The organism is Catenuloplanes niger, assembly GCF_031458255.1.
GTDB lineage: Bacteria > Actinomycetota > Actinomycetes > Mycobacteriales > Micromonosporaceae > Catenuloplanes > Catenuloplanes niger.
This window is the reverse complement of sequence record NZ_JAVDYC010000001.1, coordinates 5696375-5715349: the sequence shown is the minus strand read 5'-3', so window position 1 is coordinate 5715349 and position 18975 is coordinate 5696375. Positions and strand designations below refer to the sequence as shown.

The following is an 18975-nucleotide window of genomic DNA, read 5'->3' as shown; positions in this document are numbered from 1 at the left end:
GCGTTCCGACGAGTCAGTTAACTTTCGGCGGTTATCGTGACGACCATGCTGGAGGAAGAACGCAAGTACGAGGTGGCCACGGAGTTCGACCTGCCCGACCTGACGGGTGCGCTGCCCTCCGGCGGGCGGGTGGTGGCCAAGGAGCCGAAGGTGCTGACCGCGACGTACTTCGACACGGAGGACCTCCGGCTGGCCCGGGCCGGCGTCTCGCTGCGCTTCCGCAAGGGCGACGACGAGCCGTGGACCGTGAAACTCCCGGCGGACGTGCCCGGCACCCGGCACGAGATCTCCCGGGCCGGCAAGAAGGCGAAGACGCCGCCGGCCGAGATGTCCGCGCTGGTCACGCCGTACGCGCGGGGTGAGGAACTGGTCCCGGCCGTGGTGGTCCGCAGCGCACGCCGGGCGTACCTGCTGCAGTCCGGCGACGGCACCGTGCTGGCCGAACTGGACGACGACACCGTCGAGGTGCTGGACGGCGAGAAGGTCCGGTCCACGTTCCGCGAGGTCGAGGTGGAGCGCGCGGACGGCGACGCGGCGCTGCTCGACGCGGTGGAGGCGCTGCTGGTCAAGGCGGGCGCCACGGCCGGCACGTTCACGCCGAAGCACGCGCGCGCGATGGGCGCGGCCGCGAGCGCGGCGCCGGACCTGGTGCCGGCCGGCGAACTGCCGGACGCGCCGACCGCCGGCGACGTGGTGACCGCCGCGATCCGGGACGGCATCGGCCGCATCCTGGCGCACGACCCGCTGGTCCGGCTCGGCGCGCCGCTGCCGGGCGGCGACACCGCGGTGCACCAGATGCGGGTCGGCTGCCGCCGGCTGCGCAGCGACCTGCGTACGTTCGGCGCGCTGGTGAAGACGTCCTGGGCGCGTACGCTCCGGGACGAGCTGGGCTGGATCGCCGGCGTGCTCGGCGCGGCCCGCGACGCCGAGGTGCTGCGCGCCCGGCTGCGCAAGACCGCCGCGCTCGACCCGCTGGCGCCGCTGGACGAGCGGGCCGTGGACCGGCTCGACGCCCGGCTGGCGAAGCGGCAGCGCAAGGCGCTCGACGCGCTGGACGCGGCGCTGCGCACGCCGCGGTACCGGAAACTGGTCGACCTGCTGGTCGAGGCCGCCCGGGAGCCGAAGCTCACGCCGGACGCGGACGCGCCCGCGTCCGAGGTGCTGCCGCACCTGGTGTCCCGCCCGTGGGACGTGCTGGTCAACGGCAGCAAGGGCGTGGCCGGCGCGGCCGCCCTGCAGACCGGCGACTCGGACGAGCGCTGGCACGGCGTGCGGATCAACGGCAAGCGCGCGCGGTACGCGGTGGAGGCCGTCGCCCCGGTACTCGGCGGGCAGGCCGCCGCGCTCGGCAAGGCGCTGTCCAAGGTGCAGAACCTGCTCGGCGAGCACCAGGACGCCGCGATGGCCGCGGAGACGTGGCTGGACCTGGCGGCCGAGAAGCCGGATGATCATGGCATGGCAGTGACGGCCGGCCGGCTGGCCGAACGGGAGCGCGCGGTTATCCACGCCGTTCGCGGGGCATTCCCCGCGGCGTGGGAGAACGCGGCACAACCGAAGAAGACCGCTTGGCTGCGCTGAGAACCGTGCGGGCGGCCGGTGGCGTCCTGTGGCGCCCGGCCGCGCACGGGCCGGAGATCTGCCTGATCCACCGCCCGAAGTACGACGACTGGTCGCTGCCCAAGGGCAAGCTCGACCCGGGCGAGCACCCGCTGACCGCGGCCGTGCGCGAGGTCGGGGAGGAGACCGCGGTGCCCGCGGTCCCCCAGGTCCGGCTGCCCGCCATCCGGTACGAGACCCGGGACGCCGCCAAACTGGTCGAGTACTGGTCGATGCGTCCCCGCCCGGACGTCGAGGCCGCACCGTTCACGCCGAACGCGGAGGTCGACGACCTGCGCTGGCTACCGGTGCCGCAGGCCCGCAAGCTGCTCAGCTATCCGCACGACGGCCGGGTGGTGGACGCGTTCGCCGCGCTGCCGCCGGTCACCGCCGTGCTGGCCGTGGTCCGGCACGGGCACGCCGGCCGCCGCGAGGCCTGGCCCGGCGCGGACTCGGCACGCCCGCTGGACGAGGTGGGCGCGCTGGAGTCCCGCGAGCTGGCCGAACTGTGCGCGCACCTCGGGCCGCAACGGCTGATCTCCGCGTCGCCGCGGCGCTGCCAGCAGACGCTGGCGCCGCTGGCCGCGACCGTGGACCTGCCGGTCGAGGTGGACGCGTCGTTCGACGAGCCGCGCTCCGGCGAGCGGCCCGAGCAGCGGCACGAGGTCGCGGCCGACCGGATCCGGGTGCTGGCCGCGGCCGGCGAACCGGTGGTGGTCTGCAGCCAGGGCAAGATCATTCCGGATGCGCTGTGCCGGGTGGCCGGCCACGGCACGCCGCGCGACTTCCACAGCCCGAAGGGGACCGGCTGGCTGCTCGCGTTCGCCGGTGACCGCCTGGTCGGCTCCGACCGGCTGCTGCCGTCCGACTCCCGCGTGGTCCAGGCGTCCGCTCGCTCCTGAGAGGGAGGCGCCGGCCCGCCCGCACGGCGGATACTGCGTGGCGTGTGGGAGCGGGCGAAGACGCTGGCGAGGCGGAACCCGACGGCGGTGGACGCGGCGGTCGCGATCGCCTGCTTCCTGCTGACCGTCTCCGGGCACGGCGCCGTCGAGGACCCCCGGCCGGTCGTGCTGCTCCTCGCCGCGATCTCCACGCTGCCACTGGTCTGGCGGCAGCGGGCGCCGTTCCCGGTCGCCGTGCTCTGCGGCGCCGGCACGATCGGGCTGATCGTGGCGCACGGCTTCATCGACTGGCCGTACGGGCAGCTGGTCGCCACGTACACGGTCGCCGCGGCCAGCCCGTTCGCGGCCCGGGCCGTGCTGGCCGGCGGCACGCTGACCGGCGTGGTGTTCACCCAGCAGGTGATGGACAAGCCGCTCGGCGCGGTGCTCACCTCCGGCAGCGTCTTCGTGGCCTCGTTCGCGCTCGGCACCGGTGCCCGCGCCCGCCGGGACCGGATCTCACTGCTGGAGGAACGCGCGCTGCGGCACGCCGAGGAGCGCCTCCGGCACGCGGAGGAGCGGGCGGCCGTGGCCGCCCGGGAACGGGAGCGGATCGCCCGCGACATGCACGACATCCTGGCCCACTCGATCAGCATGATCGCGGTCCAGGCCGAGGCCGGGCCGCTGCTGGTGCACCGCGACCCGGACCGGGCCGCGCGCGCGTTCGACGCGATCTCCGGCACCGCCCACGACGCGCTCACCCAGCTGCGCCGCACGCTCGGCGTGCTCCGCGGCGGTCCGGACGACCGCGCGCCGCAGCCCGGCCTGGAATCCGTTCCCGAACTGGCCGGCCGCGCCCGGGAGGCCGGCCTGACGGTCACGGTCACCGAGCACGGCACACCCGCGGCGACGCCGCCCGAGGTCGCGGTCGCGATCTACCGCGTGGTCCAGGAGTCGCTGACCAACGTGATCCGGCACGCCCGGGCGACCGCGGTCCGGGTGGACCTGACCTGGTCGGCCGGCTCGCTACGGGCCGAGATCACCGACGACGGCCGCGGCGCCGCGGCCGCCGGGGACGCCCCGGGCCACGGGTTGATCGGCATGCGCGAGCGCGTCTCGGCGTGCGGCGGCACGTTCACCGCGGGCCCGGACCCGGGCGGCGGCTTCACGGTGACCGCGACGGTGCCACTGACCGCGACGGAGCCGCGGCACTCCCCCGGCCCCGTTCCCGGCCCGCCGGGAACAGGGCCGCGCGATCGGGCCGCACGGGAACCAGCCGACCCGGCCGCACGGGAACCAGCCGGGACGGCCGCACGGGAACCAGCCGGGACAGCCGCACGGGAACCAGCCGGGACGGCCGCACGGGAACCAGCCGGGACAGCCGCACGGGAACCAGCCGGGACGGCCGGCCCTACCGCGGATCCGCAGCGGAAGCGAGTCGTGGGATCGCCTGCTGACGCCGCCCGACCGGCGGCCGGCCCGCCACGGGACCACACCGCGGCACCTCCCACCGACGCGACCGACCCACCGGCGGCCGGTCCGCTGGCGGCCGGTCCGCTGGCGACCGGTCCGCTGGCGACCGGTCCGCTGGCGGCGCCGGAGGCGCCTCGGGGTGGCGTCGGCGGGGGTGGCGCGGCCGCGGGGCGGGGCGCGGACCGGGCTGAGGTCGCCCGTGGTTGACGAACGGCGCCGGGGCCCCCTCGGGTGCGCGGTCCGGCCGGGCGGCCGGGCCGTGCGCGAATCAGCGTGCCGCGCTCCGGAACCGGCGTGGGCCGCCGCATGCCCGTCCGCGGCCGGCGCGGGAGGTCTCCGGTGAGCGACGAGCTGCGGGTGCTGGTGGCGGACGACCAGGCGCTGGTGCGGGACGGCTTCTGCGTGATCCTGGACGCGCAGCCGGACATCACCGTGGTCGGCGAGGCCGGCGACGGCGACGAGGCGGTCCGGGCCGCGCTGGCGCTGCGCCCGGACGTGGTGCTGATGGACGTGCGCATGCCGCGCAAGAACGGCATCGAGGCGACCGCGGAGATCTGCGCGGCCACCGACGCCCGGGTGCTGATGCTGACCACGTTCGACCTGGACGAGTACGTCTACGACGCGCTGCACGCCGGCGCCAGCGGCTTCCTGCTGAAGGACATGCGCCGCAACGAGCTGGTCAGCGCCGTGCGCACGATCGCGGGCGGTGACTCGCTGCTGGCGCCGAGCGTGACCCGCCGGCTGATCGCGGACATGGTCGGGCGCGGCGGCACCCCGGCGAGCCCGGCCGGGCGCTGGGCGACCGCGCTGGCGTCACTGACCGCGCGGGAGACCGACTCGCTGCGCCTGGTCGCGCAGGGCCTGTCCAACGCGGAGATCGCGGCGCGGCTGTACGTCACCGAGCACACCGTGAAGACCCACATGAGCAACCTGCTGGCCAAGCTGGGCCTGCGCGACCGGGTGCAGGCGGTGGTCCTCGCCTACGAGTCCGGACTGGTCGTCCCGGGACGTCGCTCTCCGGACTGAGGCGGGCGGCCACTCCCGGTGGCGATCCGCGACGAGGCCCGCGGCCGGAAATCTGCTGCGCATGCTTGCCTTCCTGTCCGGGGCCGCCGTGCGCCGCCCCGTGCTCACCATCGTCGTCTGGGCCGCGGTGCTCGTCGCCGGCGTCGCGGCCGCGACCGGGTTGTTCAGCCGGTTGAGTCCGGACCTCGGCGCCGTGCCGGGCAGCGAGTCCGCCGTCGTGCAGGAGCGGCTGGACGCCGCGAACCCGGTGCCGGAGTCGATCACCGCGGTCATCGACGGCGCGTCCGCGCGGTCGGTGGCGGACGCTATGACGGCGGTGCGCGCGCTCGACGGCGTCGCCTCGGTGTCCGGCCCGGTGCCCACCACCCGTACCCCCGCGGTGGTCCTGGTCTCTGTGGTGTTGGACGGCGACGCCGGGGAGCCGGCCGCCGAGATCCTGCGGGCCGTGCCGGCCGCCGACGTCGTGGTCTCCGGCGGACCGTTGACCACCGCCGAGTACAGCGACCAGGCGCGGGCGGACGTCCAGCGCGCGGAGCTGATCAGCCTGCCGGTGGTGCTGGTGCTGCTGCTGGTCGTGTTCGGCAGCCTGCTCGCGGCCGGGCTGCCGCTGGTCGTGGCGATCGTCGGGATCGCCGCGAACTTCGGCCTGCTCTACCTGTTCAGCCTGGTCACGGACGTGTCCGTCTACGCGGTGCAGGTGACCACGATGCTCAGCGTGGGGCTGGCCGTCGACTACGCGCTGCTGCTGGTGAGCCGGTTCCGGGAGGAGCGCGCGGTCGATCCGGGCGTGCCGGGCGCGGTGCTGCGCGCGTCCGCGACCGCGGGCCGGACCGTGCTGTTCACCGGCCTGACCGTGGCGGTCGCGCTGGCCGGGCTGATGGTGTTTCCGGACCCGTTCCTGCGCTCGCTGGGCCTGGCCGCGGCCGGCGTGGTGCTGGTGAACATGCTGGCCGCGGTGACGCTGCTGCCCGCGATGTTGCACCGGTGGGGGCACCGGATCTCGCCGGCGGCCGCGTCCGGGGGCCGGGTCTTCGCCCGGGTCGCGGCCCGGGTGCAGCGGCGGCCGTTGCTCACGCTGGCCGGTTCCGCGGCCGTGCTGGTGGTGCTGGCGCTGCCGGTGGCGGGCCTGACGATCGGCACCGGCGACTCGCGCTCGCTGCCGTCCGCGTCCGCGACCCGCGAACTGGACGAGGCGCTGGCGCGGGACTTCCCGGCACTGTACGGCCCGGAGCCGTTGCTGGTGCCCGCGTCCGCGGCGGACGAGGCGCGGATCGCGGCCGTGCCGGGGATCGCGCGCACGGTCGCGGAGAACGGCGTCGTGCGGGCGTTCCCGGCGGAGCGGGCCTCGTCGGCGAGCACCCAGGACGCGGTGGCCGCGCTGCGGGCGCAGGGCTTCGAGGTGGCGGGCCAGGGTGCGCGGCTGGCCGACTACCGCGCGATGCTGGGTGAGCGCGCGCCGATCGCGGCCGGGCTGGTCGGGCTGGGCACGCTGGCATTGCTGTTCGCGTTCACCGGCTCGATCCTGCTGCCGGTCAAGGCCGTGCTCACCAACCTGCTCAGCATCGCGGCCTCGCTCGGCGTGGTGGTCTGGGTGTTCCAGGACGGCCACTTCGCCTGGCTGCTCGGCAGCGAACGGCTCCACGACACGAACCTGACAGTGCCGGTGCTGGTGGCCGCGATCGCGTTCGGGCTGTCCGTGGACTACGAGATGTTCCTGCTCTCCCGCATCCGGGAACGGCATCTGGCCGGCGACGCCCCGGATCGCGCGGTGGCGGCGGGACTTCAGCAGACCGGGCGCATCATCACGTCGGCCGGGCTGTTGCTGGTGGTGGTGTTCGCGGGCTTCCTGACCGGTGGCTTCGCACCGATCAAGCAGATCGGGCTGGGGCTGGTGCTGGCGGTCGCGCTGGACGCGACGCTGGTGCGGCTGCTGCTCGTACCGGCCACGATGACGTTGCTGGGCCGCTGGAACTGGTGGGCGCCGCGGCCGATGCGCTCGCTGCACCTGCGGTACGGCCTGCGCGAGGCCTGAGGTCGCACGATCTCCACTGCCTCGGCCCTACTGCCTCGGCCCTGCTGCCGGCCCGCGTACGCCGAGGGCGCCGCACCCCCGTGCGGGGTGCGGCGCCCTCGGCGTTTCCCTTGTGCTTCTCAGGCAGGGATCAGCGCTTCTTGGCGGCCGACTTCTTCACGGCCGGCGCCTTCTTGGCAGCCGACTTCGTGGCGGTCGCGCTCTTGGTAGCGGTGGTCTTCTTGGCCGGGGTGGCCGCGGTCGCCTTGGTGGCGGCGGCGGTCTTCTTGGCCGCGGTCGTCTTCGCCGGAGCCGCAGCCGTCTTGGCCGCGGTCGCCTTCGTGGCGGTGGCCTTGGTGGCGGCCGTCTTCTTCGCCGCGGTCGTCGTCGACTTGGCGGCGGTCGCCTTGGTCGCGGTCGCCTTGGTGGCGGTCGCCTTCGTCGCGGTCGCGGTCGCCTTCGTCGCGGTGGCGGCCTTCGCCGGCGCGGCCTTGGCGGTGGTCGCCTTCGCGGCAGTGGTCTTCGCCGCCGTGGCGGTGGTCTTCTTGGCAGCGGTCGCCTTCGGCACCTTGCCGCTCGCGACCAGCTCCTTGAAGCCGGCGCCGGGCCGGAAGGCCGGTACGGACGTCTTCTTCACCTTCACCGCTTCGCCGGTACGTGGGTTGCGGGCTGTTCGTGCACCGCGCACGCGCTTCTCGAAGACTCCGAAGCCGGTGATGGCGACGCGGTCGCCCTTGGTGACCGCGTTCTGGACCTCCGCGAGAACCGCGTCCAGCGCCGCCGTCGCCGTCTTCTTGTCTCCCAGGCGAGCGGCGAGCGCCTCGATGAGCTCGGCCTTGTTCACGAGATTTCCCTCCCGATGAAGCGAATGGACTGTTACACAATGATTCTGCGCGCACGGTATGCCCTGGGAGCAGCAGATACAAACATCCGTGGGAAAAAAGTCCTTGTGTCGCAACGGAATCACCCCCGCGTGACCCCCGTTTGCCGCGCCGAGGCGACGTTTCGGGGGTCACGCGGGGGTGAAAGTCCCGCTGTAATCGGGGTTTCCGAGGCCGGTTCCGAGGCGTACCTCAGGCGGATCTCAGGCTCGCTTAAGGCTTTCCTCAGGCCAGGGCCGGCTTGAAGGACGGCCGCTTCGCCTCGTACGCCGCGATCGCGTCCTGGTGCCGCAGCGTCAGGCCGATGTCGTCGAGGCCCTCCATCAGGCGCCAGCGGCTGAAGTCGTCCATCGGAAACGACCAGACGCGGTCACCGGCCCGCACCTGCCGCTCGGTCAGGTCCACCACGATCTCGGCGGCCGGGTCCCGCTCCGCCAGCGCCCACAGTTCCTCGACGGCCGCCTGCTCCAGCTCGACCGGAAGCAGCCCTTCCTTGAGCGCGTTGCCGCGGAAGATGTCGCCGAAGCGCGGCGAGATCACCGCCCGGAAACCCCAGTTGTGCAAGGCCCACACCGCGTGTTCGCGCGACGACCCGGTGCCGAAATCCGGGCCCGCGACCAGGATCGACGCGGACGAATAGGCCGGATTGTTCATCACGAATGCCGGGTCCTCGCGCCAGGCGCTGAAGAGACCGTCCTCGAAGCCCGTCCGCGTCACCCTCTTCAGGTACACGGCGGGAATGATCTGATCCGTATCCACATTGGAGCGCCGCAGCGGTACCGCGGAGCCGGTGTGCACGGTGAACTTCTCCATGGCGTTCGTCGGCCCTTCGTTACAGGTCTGCGGGGGCCGCGAGACGGCCCTTGACGGCGGTGGCGGCGGCGACCGGCGGGGACACCAGGTGGGTACGGCCACCCTTGCCCTGCCGGCCCTCGAAGTTGCGGTTCGAGGTCGACGCCGAGCGCTCACCGGGCTTGAGCGTGTCCGGGTTCATGCCCAGACACATGGAACAGCCCGCGAACCGCCATTCCGCGCCCGCCTCCGTGAAGACCTTGTCCAGCCCCTCCGCCTCGGCCGCCTCGCGCACCTTGGCGGAGCCGGGGACGATCATCATGCGTACGTCGTCGTGCACCCTGTGGCCCCGCAGCACGTCCGCCGCGGCGCGGAGGTCCTCCAGTCGCCCGTTCGTGCACGAGCCCACGAAGACAACGTCCACCGGGATCTCGCGTAACGGGGTGCCGGGGGTGAGGTCCATGTACTCCAGTGCCCGCTCGGCCGCGGTCCGCTCGTTCTCACCGGCGAAGTCGGCCGGGCTCGGCACCACGCCGTCCAGCGCGACGCCCTGGCCGGGGTTCGTGCCCCAGGTGACGAACGGGCTGATCGCGTCCGCGTCCAGGATCACCTCGGTGTCGAAGACCGCGTCCTCGTCGGTCGCCAGGCTCCGCCAGTAGTCGACGGCCTCGACCCACGCGGTGCCGGTCGGCGCGTACTGCCGGCCCTTCAGGTACTCGAACGTGGTCTCGTCCGGCGCGATCATGCCGGCCTTGGCGCCCCACTCGATGGACATGTTGCAGATGGTCATCCGGCCCTCCATGGAGAGCTTGCGGATGGCCTCACCGCGGTACTCCACGATGTGACCGCGGCCGCCGCCGGTGCCGACCTGGGTGATCAGCGCGAGCACCAGGTCCTTCGCGGTGACGCCGGGCCGCAGCTCGCCGGTCACGGTCACCGCCATGGTCTTCGGCCGGGCCTGCGGCAGCGTCTGGGTGGCCAGCACGTGCTCGACCTCGCTGGTGCCGATGCCGAACGCCAGCGCGCCGAACGCGCCGTGCGTGGCCGTGTGCGAGTCGCCGCAGACCATCGTCAGGCCGGGCTGGGTCAGGCCGAGCTGCGGCCCGATCACGTGCACGATGCCCTGCTGCTCGTGGCCGAGCGGGTGCAGGCGCACCCCGAACTCCGCGCAGTTCTTGCGAAGCGTCTCGATCTGCGTGCGCGACGTCGGGTCGAGGATCGTCATCAGGTCGCCGCGGCGGGCGTTGAACGACGGGTCCGCGTACCCGGTCGGGGTGTTGTGGTCCTCGGTCGCCAGCGTGAGGTCCGGCCGCCGCACCGCGCGCCCCGCGAGACGCAGTCCATCGAACGCCTGCGGGCTGGTCACCTCGTGCAGGAGATGGAGATCGATGAATAGCAGATCGGGCTCACCCTCGGCGGATCGCACCACGTGGGCGTCCCAGACCTTCTCGGCCAGGGTCCGCGGAGCAGCGGGTTGTGGATTGGCTCCCACCATCTGGACATCCTAAATTCTGGGAGGTATGTTTCGGCTTGTGGGACACAGTATGAGCGGTGTCGGCGTTCTCGACAAGGCGGTGGTCATCCTGGCCGCCTGTGTCGACGGCGCCAGCCTGGCCGAACTCGTCGAGCGCACCAAGCTGCCGCGCGCTACGGCACACCGGCTCGCGCAGGCCTTGGAGATCCACCGGATGCTGGTCCGTGACACACAGGGCCGCTGGCGCCCGGGCCCGCGACTCGGCGAGCTCGCCAACGCCGCGCCGGACGTGCTGCTGACCGCGGCCGAACCACTGATGGCCGCGCTCCGCGACGCCACCGGCGAGAGCGCGCAGCTCTACCTGCGCCGCGCGGACGAACGGCTGTGCGTGGCCGCGGCCGAACGGGCCAGCGGACTGCGCGACACGGTGCCGGTCGGTTCCGTGCTGCCGATGACGGCCGGCTCCGCCGCCCAGATCCTGCTGGCCTGGGAACCGCCCGAGGCGGTCATGCCGCTGCTGCCGCGCTGCAAGTTCACCGGCCGCACCCTCGCCGAGGTCCGCCGCCGCGGCTGGGCACAGAGCGTCGCCGAGCGGGAAGCGGGCGTGGCCAGCGTCTCCGCGCCGATCCGGGACCGCACCGGGCGGGTGATCGCGGCGGTCAGCATCTCCGGCCCGATCGAACGCCTCGGCCGCCGTCCCGGAGACCGCCACGCGATGGCCGTGGTCCGCGCCGGCCAGCGCCTCTCCGGACTCTAGAACGATCCGCGCCCACGGCCCTGAGGCCTGCGGGCGCGGTTTCCCCTTTTACGTCCACTCACATCGGCCAGCTCCCGTCCCGCCGGCCGCCACCCGGCCTCCGCCCCGGCTCGCTGTTCCCGGCTCGCCGTTCGCGGGATTGCCGATCGCGGCTTGCCGTTCGCGGGGTTGCCGTTCCCGGCTTGTCGATCGCGGCTCGCCGTTCCAGCCTCCGCCGCGGCTTGCCGATCGCGGGGTTGCCGTTCGCGGCTTGCCGTTTCTGGCTTCCGCTCCCGGGACTTCCGTTGAAGGGTTGCCGTTCCGCGCCTTGCCGGCCGGCGGCCCGACCGCATTCGCCGGCCCGCACCGCGCGTGCGTCGCGGGTCTCCGTCGCCGATGCTTCCGGTCCCGGCCTCACGCCTAAGCCGGCAGTCCAGCCTGGCGCCTGGCGTGCATTGCCGGACTCCGTCGCCGGACGGCCAGGGTTCCCCGGCTCTCACGCCCGCCGACTCCGGGCGGTGGCCCCACCGGATTCTCCCGGCACGCCACCCCGGCCTTGCATGCGTTGTCAGTCTTCGTCGCAAACCCGCCGGGACTTCCGGAAGCTTGGTCCCGCCCTTCCGGCCGCCGGCGCCACTGGACTCGCCAGGCACGCCAGCCCGACCTTGCATGCCTTGCCAAGCTTCGTCGCGAACCCGCCGGGGCTTCGGGGCTGCCATTCCGCTCACACATCCCGGCTGGGCTCGGGTGCCACCGGCACCCGAGGCGGGCGGGTACGCCGCAGCGGGAACTCACCATTGTGGGGCTTCTGAGCCGGCGTGAGCGGCGCCTCAACATCGCGGTTCGCGATCTTCCGACTTGCCAGGCGCGGGGCGTGCAGCTACCCCGCTTGGCCTTGTGTGCCTGCCTTGGGCATCGGCGGTCAGCACGGCCGACGATCGGGCTCATAGGCGTTGAGGCAGGCTCACCGCCGGCTGAGTGATCAATCAGGTGTGCGAAAGATAGATCCAACCTGCCAGTGGATCGCGATTTCGCTCACCTGATTGATCACTCAGGGGTGGGCGGGCATGGCCGACCCCTCAGAAGACGGGACGGCGCGGACACGCCGGACTACGGCGCATCGGACCCCACCCGGCCGCGTGACGCACGCCCCACCCGCAACCGGCCACGGTCAAGCCCCCGGCCCCCACGTGACACGCCGGATCCGCAACCGGCCGCGCAACACACGCCCGTACCCGCCCCCGGCCGCGTGACACACGCCCAACCGCAGCCGGCCGCGTGACGCACGCCCGATCCGCAGCCGGTCACGCGAACACGCGCCGGGTCCGATGCGCGGATTCCGAAGGCCCGGGCTTCGCGCGAATTCGATGCATGGGTTCGCACACAGGATGATCTACACGCGGGTGAGTAACGGATTCGGCCGCTACCGCAGCCAGACGCGGCACAGACGTGCCCACGGGAAGCTGGACGCCATACCGATCCGCACGTCGGATCCGCGCCGCGGCTCGCAACCGAACGCGGATTTGACGTGCGGACTTGCCGGAGGCGTGGGCTTCCCGGGGATTCGATGCATGGCTTCCCGCACAGTGACGATCTTCACGCAGGCAAGCAACGGACCTGAGCGCGACCGCAAAGCTACGGTCCCGGGGACGCGGCACAGGAGTGTCATCCGAACCCGCATGCCGCGCGTCTCACCAAGTCACGCGCACCCGCGCGCCGGAATGTCCGATCAGCTGAGGCGGCCGGTGCGCTGGGGTGACCGGTTAGCCGAGGTGGCCAGTGTGCAGAGGGGCCGGGCAGACAGAGGCGCCAGAAACCGGGTGCCGATGCGGAGAGGCGACCGACGCGGACGCGAACCGTGCGCGGAAGCGAAGGGGGGATGGGGTGGTGCGGCCGGGGGCGGGGTGGAGGACGTCGGCGGGGTTCGGTCGCGGGCGGGGCGGAGGCGGGATTGGGAGTTCGATGCGTGTGGGGTGTGGGGTGGGTTGGGGTGCTGGAGTGGCCTCGGATCTTGCAGGGAGGCCGCCTGCGGCCGACCGGTGCCCGCGGGAGCGTGCGGGAAGTGACCGCGCCGGAAGTGGGACAAGCCTGAAGGTTTGGTGCGAGGGCGTGCGGATGCGAGGGAGAAATCCGGTCGGTGGGCATGGCCGGGTCGCATCGCGGCGAGGCAAGGGTGAGGGGAAGCGGGGTGTGAGGCGAGGCCAGGATTTTTGGGAAAGGGCCAACGGCGGGTGGTGGAGCGGGAAGTATGGAAAAAGGAGGAAGCCCGCCTCGCTTTCGCGAGACGGGCTTCGTCTGTAGTCCCGAAGGGATTCGAACCCTCGCTACCGCCTTGAGAGGGCGGCGTCCTAGGCCGCTAGACGACGGGACCTCGGACTTGCTTTTCTTACTTGATCTTGCGCTTTCTAGCTTACCAGGTCCGCCGCGCTGGCTTGCGTGGCCCTACCTGCCTTGCCGTCTTGCTCAGCCTCCCTCGCGGGCGACCGCTGGAACCTTACCAGATCCAGCTCCGTGACCCTTTCGGGTTACGTTGCTGGGGTACCAGGACTCGAACCTAGACTAACTGAACCAGAATCAGTTGGGCTGCCAATTACCCCATACCCCATCGGCGCCCCGCTTGCGGCGCCGGAAAGAACTTTACCTGACCCCATGTTGCCCGCCAAATCGGGCCGCCGCCCGGTAAATCCGCAGATCCCCGGACGACGGCAACGATGCAGGTCAGCGGGCTGCTACCGGGTTGGTCAGCTCGCCGATGCCCTCGACCCGGACGGAGACGATGTCACCGTCGGTGATGGTGGAGACGCCGGCCGGAGTGCCGGTGAGGATGAGGTCGCCGGGCAGCAGCGACATCACGTGGGAGACGTAGGAGACCAGGGACGGGACGTCGAAGATCATGTCCTTGGTGCGGCCGAGCTGACGGACCTCGCGGACCTCGTCGCCGGGCCGGCCCACCTCGCAGCGGACCTCGAGGTCGGAGACGTCGAGCCGGGTCTCGATCCACGGGCCGACCGGGCAGAACGAGTCGAAGCCCTTCGCACGGGTGAACTGCACGTCGTTCTTCTGCAGGTCACGCGCGGTGACGTCGTTGGCGCAGGTGTAGCCGAAGATGACCTTCTCGGCGTCCCTGCGGTCGATCCGGCTGACCGGGCCGGTGCCGCCGATCACGACGGCCAGTTCGGCCTCGTGCTCGACCTGCTGGGACTGGATCGGCAGACGGATCGTGTCGTTCGGGCCGATCACCGAGGACGACGGCTTGAGGAACATCAGCGGCTCCTTGGGCACCGCGTTGCCCAGCTCGGCGGCGTGATCGGCGTAGTTGCGGCCGATCCCGATCACCTTGCTGGAGAAGATCGGGGCGAGCAGGTGGACGTCGGCGAGAGCCCACCGCTTGTTGGTGAACGTCACCGGTTCGAAGGGCGTCCGGTCGATCTCGGCGACGGTCAGTCCGGCGACGCCGGCACCGGCCTCGCCCTCGACCACTCCGAACGACACCCCACCGGCGTGAACGAAACGAGCAAAGCGCATACCCGGAAGCCTAAATCTCCAGCGTGAAACGGACGTGGCTGGGCGGGAAGCCGGGGCGATCCGCGTCACCACGGGCGGCCGCGCCGGATCGGCGTTCACCCGTCTCGTCCCGATCCGGCCCGTCGTCCTACGCTTGACGGATGCCCCTCCTCGACGAGCCCACCTGGCGTGCCCGCGAGGCGGCCCACCAGGCACGCGTCGACACGTGGATCGTGCCGCACCTGGAACGCCGCCGTCGTGGCATCGCACACCCGGTGCTGGACTTCCTGTTCTCGTACTACTCGCTGCGGCCCGCGCAGCTGCGCCGCTGGCATCCGGGGTACGGCGTGACGCTGGAGAACGGGCCGATCGCGGACGACGCCGCGGTGCTGGCGAAGCGCGCCGAGTCGGTGGCGTGGATCCGGGGGCTGCTGGCCGCGACCGCGGGACGGGCCGGGCAGTTCGGCTGCTTCGGGATGCACGAGTGGGCGATGGTCTACCGGCAGACGCAGGAGGAGGTGCGGCACAACGCGTGGCCGCTGCGCCTCTCGCCGGACGCGACCGCGGCGCTGGTGGAGGAGCGCGGCGTGCGGTGCAGCCACTTCGACGCGTTCCGGTTCTTCACCGGGCCGGCCCGGCCGCTGAACGTGCTGCAGCCGAGCCGGGAGCGGCAGACCGAGCTGGAGCAGCCCGGGTGCCTGCACGCGAACATGGACGTCTACAAGTGGGCGTACAAGCTCGGGCCGCTGGTCGAGTCGGAACTGGTGGCGGACGCGTTCGCGCTGGCCTACGACATCCGGAGCCTGGACATGCGGGCCAGCCCGTACGACCTGGCCGACCTGGGCTACCCGCCGGTGCGGGTGGAGACGCCGGAGGGCCGCGCGGAGTACGTGGCGCAGCAGCGCGCCTTCGCCGAGCGCGCCCGGCCGCTGCGGGCACGCCTGATCGCCGCGATCGACGCGCTCCCCGCCGGCCGGGCCGAGCGGCCCGGCCGTGACCCGGAGCCCGCCGTCACGACCGTGCGGTAGCGGGTCCGCGGGCGGCCACCGCGCTTACGCCGGGGATTCGCCGGGGGTGTCCCGGTCACCGGGCCGCTGCGGGTCGGACTCCCGGGCGCACTCGCGCAGCGCCTGGTCGAGAATGTCCTCCTGCAGGGCGGGCAGCGGCATCAGGCCCTGGAGGTAGGCCTCCACCTCGATCGGCGCGGTGTCGCCGGTGAGGGCGAAGTAGCGCACCCAGAGCATGTCGTAGGAGACGCCGATCGTGCGGCGGGTCTCCTCCATGGCGGCGTGGCGCCGCTGGCCACCCATTCGGATCATCACCGGCGAGGCTGTCAGGAGTCACGGCCGACATGCGGGTCCAGGATCCGGCGAGCGATCTCGCCGGCCGTGACGTCCTCCGGCCGGGCCGATTCGACGAGCGCGGTGAAGGCGGCCTGTTCCGCGAGGTCGTTACGGGCCATCAGGACGCCCTTCGCCATCGATCGCCCGGAGCCGGGCGGTGGCGCGCTCCAGTTCGTCACGCGAGCGGACGTTCGCCAACAGGACCATGGCCTGCTCGGCGAACATCAGGAGCAGTCGTTCCTCGTCCGCAACCTGGTACCGCAGGTTGTCGGCGCGCTCGACGATGGCGTCGGACGGCGGTCTTCGCCGTGGGACTGCCCGGCCGGCAGCGGACGCCGGGCGCGCTCAACTTCTACGGCACCGGGGACCGCCGTTCGACGACGAGGCAACGCACCTCGACCGTCCTGTTCGCCGGTCACGCCGCGGTCTTCGTCGCCAACGCCGCCGCCTACGAGCAGAGCGTCGAACTCGCCGCCCAGATGCGGCGGGCGATGGCCTCGCGGGCGGTCATCGAGCAGGCCGAGGGGATCGTCATGGTGAACGACGGGTGCACCCCCGCGGAGGCCTTCAACACGCTGGTCGCGATGTCCACCCGGGCGGACGTGAAGCTCCGCGAGGTGGCCCAGCGCCTGGTCGACGAGGCCCGGAAACGCCGCTGAGGACGCCGCACGTGGAACCGGCGGCGCACTCGTGCGGGTCGACCGCTCAGCCGCCCCAGGAGGCCCCGGCGGCGTAGTCGGCGAACCGTCTGGGCGGCCGGCCGGTGACCCGTTCCACCGTGTCGAGCGGGGCCGAGTCGCCGGCGGCGGCCAGTGCGGCGAACGCGGCCACGTCACGCGCGATCTGTGCCTCCGGGACGCCGAACGCGGCCATCGCGGACCGGTAGGCCCCCGCCGTACCGTCGAATCGCACGTCCCGGCCGGCGGCCGTGCCGACGATCGCGCAGGCCGCGCCGAACGAGAGCGCCTCCGGACCGGTGACCTCGTGGGTCACGCCGGCGTGACCGTCGCCGGTGAGCGCCGCGACCGCGACGGCCGCGATGTCGCCCGCGTCGACGAACGTCTGCCGCACGCCGCCGACCGGGATCGCGACCGTGCCCGCCTCGACCGCGGGGCGCAGGAAGCCCTCGTCGAAGTTCTGGTCGAACCAGTCGGCGCGCACGATCGTCCACTCGGTGTCGCCGTCGCGCACCGCCCGCTCGGCGTCGAGCAGCCGGTCGTCGCCCATGACGTCGATCGAGCGGCTGGACAGCAGCACGATCCGGCGCAGGCCGGCGCGGGCGGCCAGCGCGATCAGCTCCTGGTCGACGGGCACGCCGTCCGGTGCCATCAGGAACATCGCGGACCCGCCGGCGAGCGCGGGCTCCCAGGTCTGCGGCGCGGACCAGTCGAAGCGGAGCGGGGTGGACCGGGAGACCGGCCGGACCTCGGCTCCGGTGGCGCGCAGCCGCGCCGTCACACGTCGCCCGACCGTGCCGCCGGGCCCCAGCACAACAATCATGCCCGCAGTCAAACACCGAGGTACGACAGTTTTCGCATCGATTGACACGGATCGAGGCGGAGACATAGATTCGGGGTTCACCTCGGGGTCTGCCACCTGAGCCGTCCGCTCGTACGGAAGGCAGACCATGTCCAGATCACGGATCGTCGCGCTCGCCGCCGCCCCACTGCTCGTCGCGACCCTCGGCACCGCGACCATCGGCACCGCACAGGCCGGCACCGCGCGGGCCGCGGCCGAGTCCGCCCCGATCGGGTTCGCCTCGGTGAACGCGCTCGGCCAGAACGGCACCACCGGCGGCGCCGGCGGGCCCACGGTCACGGTGACCACCGCGGCCGCGCTGATCGACTACCTGTCGCGCACCGGGCCGTACACGATCCAGGTCCAGGGCGCGATCACGCTGCCGACCGGAACCACGGACGGCATGCACCAGGTGACCTCGGACAAGACGCTGATCGGGCTGGGCTCCACGGCGGAGATCCGCGGTGGCGGGCTGAACATCGGGCTGCCGGTGGACGACGACGTGACCGCGCCACCGGCGAACGCGGTGCACAACGTGATCATCCGGAACCTGCGGTTCAGCGGCGCCACCGACGACGCGATCAACGTGCAGATGTTCACCCACCACGTGTGGATCGACCACAACGACCTGTGCTGCGGCGACGACGGGCTGGTCGACATCAAGCGCGGGTCGGACTTCGTCACGGTCTCCTGGAACCGCACGCACGACCACGACAAGACGATGCTGCTCGGGCACGACGACGACAACGGCGCGCAGGACATCGGGCGGTTGCGGGTCACCTACCACCACAACTTCTTCGACGGCTCGGACCAGCGGAACCCGCGCGTGCGGTTCGGCGAGCCGGTGCACGTGTTCAACAACTACTGCCGGAACGCCAGCTACTGCATCGTCTCCGCGATGAACGCGGGCCTGGTGGTGGAGAACAACTACATCGAGAGCGTGAACAACCCGGGCCGGGTCGACTTCAGCGGTGACCTCGGCCGGCTGGTCGCGCGCGGCAACATCCTGGTCGACGTCAACCACGAGATCGAGACCCGCGGCACGGTCGTCGAACCGCGCACGTACTACGCCTACTCGCTGGACCCCGCCGCCGACGTCCCCGCGATCGTGGCCGCCGGCGCCGGCGTCGGCAAGATCTAGCATCAACCGGTATCGGGGCGCCAGAACCTGCCGCGGCGGCCGATCGCGTGGTCGATCCGTGCGGTCGCGGCGCCCTCGGTGAAACGCTGGACCGCCGTCTCGCAGGTGGCCCGGCGCTCGTAACCGTGGGCCGAGACGGCGAGCAGTCCCAGCTCGTCGTCGGTGACCGACCAGCACCACCGACGACGGTCGTCCAGCTGGACGGTCACCGCCCCGCCGGCGGCCCGGTCGCGCACCCGCTGAGCGGCCTCCACGGCGGCGTCGGGCGTGTCGAAACTGCCGGGCGAGACGCCGATGACGCGGTTGTTCGGGCCGACCAGGCGCCACACGACTCCGCCGCCACGGGTTCGATGAAGATGAAATCGCACCAGTCGGCCCGAGCTCCCGTTTCAGTCTGTCCCGTGCGGACTCGCCGGACGTGCGGATCAATCGCAGCCACGATGTTCCGGTGCGGCGGTGTATCGGCGAAACGCGATTTACGTGAACACGCGTCTAATGTGAACACTCCGCGCGGTAAATGATGTTTAATCGATTGACACCTATGTAATGACGGGCGTAACGTCGCGTTCCAGGACACCGAGGGGTCTGCCACCCGAGGA

General features: G+C 72.3%; 17 protein-coding genes and 2 tRNA genes. 9 read left to right on the top strand and 10 right to left on the bottom strand.

Annotated elements, in window-relative coordinates:
• The first annotated feature begins 45 nt into the window (after window positions 1-45).
• From J2S44_RS25395 to J2S44_RS25375, 5 genes are all read left to right on the top strand, one after another.
• On the top strand, window positions 46-1578 hold the full coding sequence (locus tag J2S44_RS25395) for a CYTH and CHAD domain-containing protein (RefSeq protein ID WP_310418813.1): 1533 nt from the start codon (window positions 46-48) through the stop codon (window positions 1576-1578).
• Window positions 1566-2498 (top strand): NUDIX hydrolase, encoded by a 933-nt coding sequence (locus J2S44_RS25390; RefSeq protein ID WP_310418810.1) that lies wholly within the window; start codon window positions 1566-1568, stop codon window positions 2496-2498. The genes J2S44_RS25395 and J2S44_RS25390 overlap by 13 nt, the downstream gene beginning before the upstream one ends.
• A gap of 42 nt (window positions 2499-2540) precedes the next feature.
• Entirely contained in the window at window positions 2541-4157 is a 1617-nt protein-coding gene (locus tag J2S44_RS25385; protein ID WP_310418807.1) for a sensor histidine kinase, read from the top strand.
• A 132-nt stretch (window positions 4158-4289) separates the two neighbouring features.
• Window positions 4290-4976: a response regulator gene (locus J2S44_RS25380; RefSeq protein WP_310418804.1), complete on the top strand. Its 687-nt coding sequence runs from the start codon at window positions 4290-4292 to the stop codon at window positions 4974-4976.
• A 61-nt stretch (window positions 4977-5037) separates the two neighbouring features.
• Window positions 5038-7008, top strand: coding sequence for an MMPL family transporter (locus J2S44_RS25375; protein WP_310418801.1), 1971 nt, complete (start codon window positions 5038-5040; stop codon window positions 7006-7008).
• 130 nt (window positions 7009-7138) lie between these two features.
• On the opposite strand, the gene J2S44_RS25370 is transcribed toward J2S44_RS25375, so the two are convergent.
• The 3 genes from J2S44_RS25370 to leuC form a co-directional block, all read right to left on the bottom strand.
• Window positions 7139-7831, bottom strand: a complete 693-nt coding sequence (locus tag J2S44_RS25370; RefSeq protein ID WP_310429909.1) for an HU family DNA-binding protein — start codon at window positions 7829-7831, stop codon at window positions 7139-7141.
• 262 nt (window positions 7832-8093) lie between these two features.
• Window positions 8094-8681, bottom strand: a complete 588-nt coding sequence (leuD, locus tag J2S44_RS25365; RefSeq protein WP_310418798.1) for a 3-isopropylmalate dehydratase small subunit — start codon at window positions 8679-8681, stop codon at window positions 8094-8096.
• 19 nt (window positions 8682-8700) lie between these two features.
• The gene (gene leuC, locus J2S44_RS25360; protein ID WP_310418796.1) at window positions 8701-10155 is read right to left on the bottom strand and encodes a 3-isopropylmalate dehydratase large subunit; all 1455 of its coding nucleotides are present in this window, start codon (window positions 10153-10155) and stop codon (window positions 8701-8703) included.
• A gap of 49 nt (window positions 10156-10204) precedes the next feature.
• Here leuC and J2S44_RS25355 point away from each other — a divergent pair, with 49 nt between their 5' ends.
• Complete coding sequence (locus tag J2S44_RS25355; protein ID WP_033343917.1) at window positions 10205-10891, top strand: IclR family transcriptional regulator; 687 nt, start codon at window positions 10205-10207, stop codon at window positions 10889-10891.
• Window positions 10892-13168: 2277 nt separating this feature from the next.
• Here the strand turns inward: J2S44_RS25355 and J2S44_RS25350 are convergent.
• The 3 genes from J2S44_RS25350 to J2S44_RS25340 all read right to left on the bottom strand — a co-directional run bounded on the left by J2S44_RS25350 (window position 13169) and on the right by J2S44_RS25340 (window position 14395).
• Window positions 13169-13241: transfer RNA gene (locus J2S44_RS25350), tRNA-Glu, on the bottom strand.
• Window positions 13242-13403: 162 nt separating this feature from the next.
• Window positions 13404-13475: transfer RNA gene (locus J2S44_RS25345), tRNA-Gln, on the bottom strand.
• 113 nt (window positions 13476-13588) lie between these two features.
• Window positions 13589-14395, bottom strand: coding sequence for a fumarylacetoacetate hydrolase family protein (locus J2S44_RS25340; protein ID WP_310418793.1), 807 nt, complete (start codon window positions 14393-14395; stop codon window positions 13589-13591).
• A gap of 140 nt (window positions 14396-14535) precedes the next feature.
• Between J2S44_RS25340 and J2S44_RS25335 the strand changes: the two genes are divergently transcribed.
• The gene (locus tag J2S44_RS25335) at window positions 14536-15402 is read left to right on the top strand and encodes a 3-methyladenine DNA glycosylase (protein ID WP_310418790.1); all 867 of its coding nucleotides are present in this window, start codon (window positions 14536-14538) and stop codon (window positions 15400-15402) included.
• Between the two features lie 24 nt (window positions 15403-15426).
• On the opposite strand, the gene J2S44_RS25330 is transcribed toward J2S44_RS25335, so the two are convergent.
• Window positions 15427-15693 (bottom strand): hypothetical protein, encoded by a 267-nt coding sequence (locus J2S44_RS25330; RefSeq protein WP_310418787.1) that lies wholly within the window; start codon window positions 15691-15693, stop codon window positions 15427-15429.
• A gap of 14 nt (window positions 15694-15707) precedes the next feature.
• Complete coding sequence (locus J2S44_RS25325; RefSeq protein WP_310418784.1) at window positions 15708-15896, bottom strand: ANTAR domain-containing protein; 189 nt, start codon at window positions 15894-15896, stop codon at window positions 15708-15710.
• Between the two features lie 129 nt (window positions 15897-16025).
• Between J2S44_RS25325 and J2S44_RS25320 the strand changes: the two genes are divergently transcribed.
• Window positions 16026-16376: an ANTAR domain-containing protein gene (locus J2S44_RS25320; protein ID WP_310418781.1), complete on the top strand. Its 351-nt coding sequence runs from the start codon at window positions 16026-16028 to the stop codon at window positions 16374-16376.
• A 46-nt stretch (window positions 16377-16422) separates the two neighbouring features.
• On the opposite strand, the gene J2S44_RS25315 is transcribed toward J2S44_RS25320, so the two are convergent.
• Window positions 16423-17217: an SDR family oxidoreductase gene (locus J2S44_RS25315; RefSeq protein ID WP_310418778.1), complete on the bottom strand. Its 795-nt coding sequence runs from the start codon at window positions 17215-17217 to the stop codon at window positions 16423-16425.
• Window positions 17218-17344: 127 nt separating this feature from the next.
• Here J2S44_RS25315 and J2S44_RS25310 point away from each other — a divergent pair, with 127 nt between their 5' ends.
• Complete coding sequence (locus J2S44_RS25310) at window positions 17345-18376, top strand: pectate lyase family protein (RefSeq protein WP_310418775.1); 1032 nt, start codon at window positions 17345-17347, stop codon at window positions 18374-18376.
• A gap of 2 nt (window positions 18377-18378) precedes the next feature.
• Here J2S44_RS25310 and J2S44_RS25305 read toward each other — a convergent pair whose 3' ends face one another.
• Entirely contained in the window at window positions 18379-18705 is a 327-nt protein-coding gene (locus J2S44_RS25305; RefSeq protein ID WP_310418773.1) for a YegP family protein, read from the bottom strand.
• Between the last annotated feature and the right edge of the window lie 270 nt (window positions 18706-18975).

Bases quoted from the DNA above. Each gene is read 5' to 3' on its own strand.
- leuC (WP_310418796.1), bottom strand. From the start codon at position 10,155: ATGGTGGGAGCCAATCCACAACCCGCTGCTCCGCGGACCCTGGCCGAG.
- J2S44_RS25355 (WP_033343917.1), top strand. From the start codon at position 10,205: ATGAGCGGTGTCGGCGTTCTCGACAAGGCGGTGGTCATCCTGGCCGCC.
- J2S44_RS25310 (WP_310418775.1), top strand. From the start codon at position 17,345: ATGTCCAGATCACGGATCGTCGCGCTCGCCGCCGCCCCACTGCTCGTC.
- J2S44_RS25375 (WP_310418801.1), top strand. From the start codon at position 5,038: ATGCTTGCCTTCCTGTCCGGGGCCGCCGTGCGCCGCCCCGTGCTCACC.
- J2S44_RS25340 (WP_310418793.1), bottom strand. From the start codon at position 14,395: ATGCGCTTTGCTCGTTTCGTTCACGCCGGTGGGGTGTCGTTCGGAGTG.
- J2S44_RS25330 (WP_310418787.1), bottom strand. From the start codon at position 15,693: ATGATCCGAATGGGTGGCCAGCGGCGCCACGCCGCCATGGAGGAGACC.
- J2S44_RS25395 (WP_310418813.1), top strand. From the start codon at position 46: ATGCTGGAGGAAGAACGCAAGTACGAGGTGGCCACGGAGTTCGACCTG.
- leuD (WP_310418798.1), bottom strand. From the start codon at position 8,681: ATGGAGAAGTTCACCGTGCACACCGGCTCCGCGGTACCGCTGCGGCGC.
- J2S44_RS25315 (WP_310418778.1), bottom strand. From the start codon at position 17,217: ATGATTGTTGTGCTGGGGCCCGGCGGCACGGTCGGGCGACGTGTGACG.
- J2S44_RS25335 (WP_310418790.1), top strand. From the start codon at position 14,536: ATGCCCCTCCTCGACGAGCCCACCTGGCGTGCCCGCGAGGCGGCCCAC.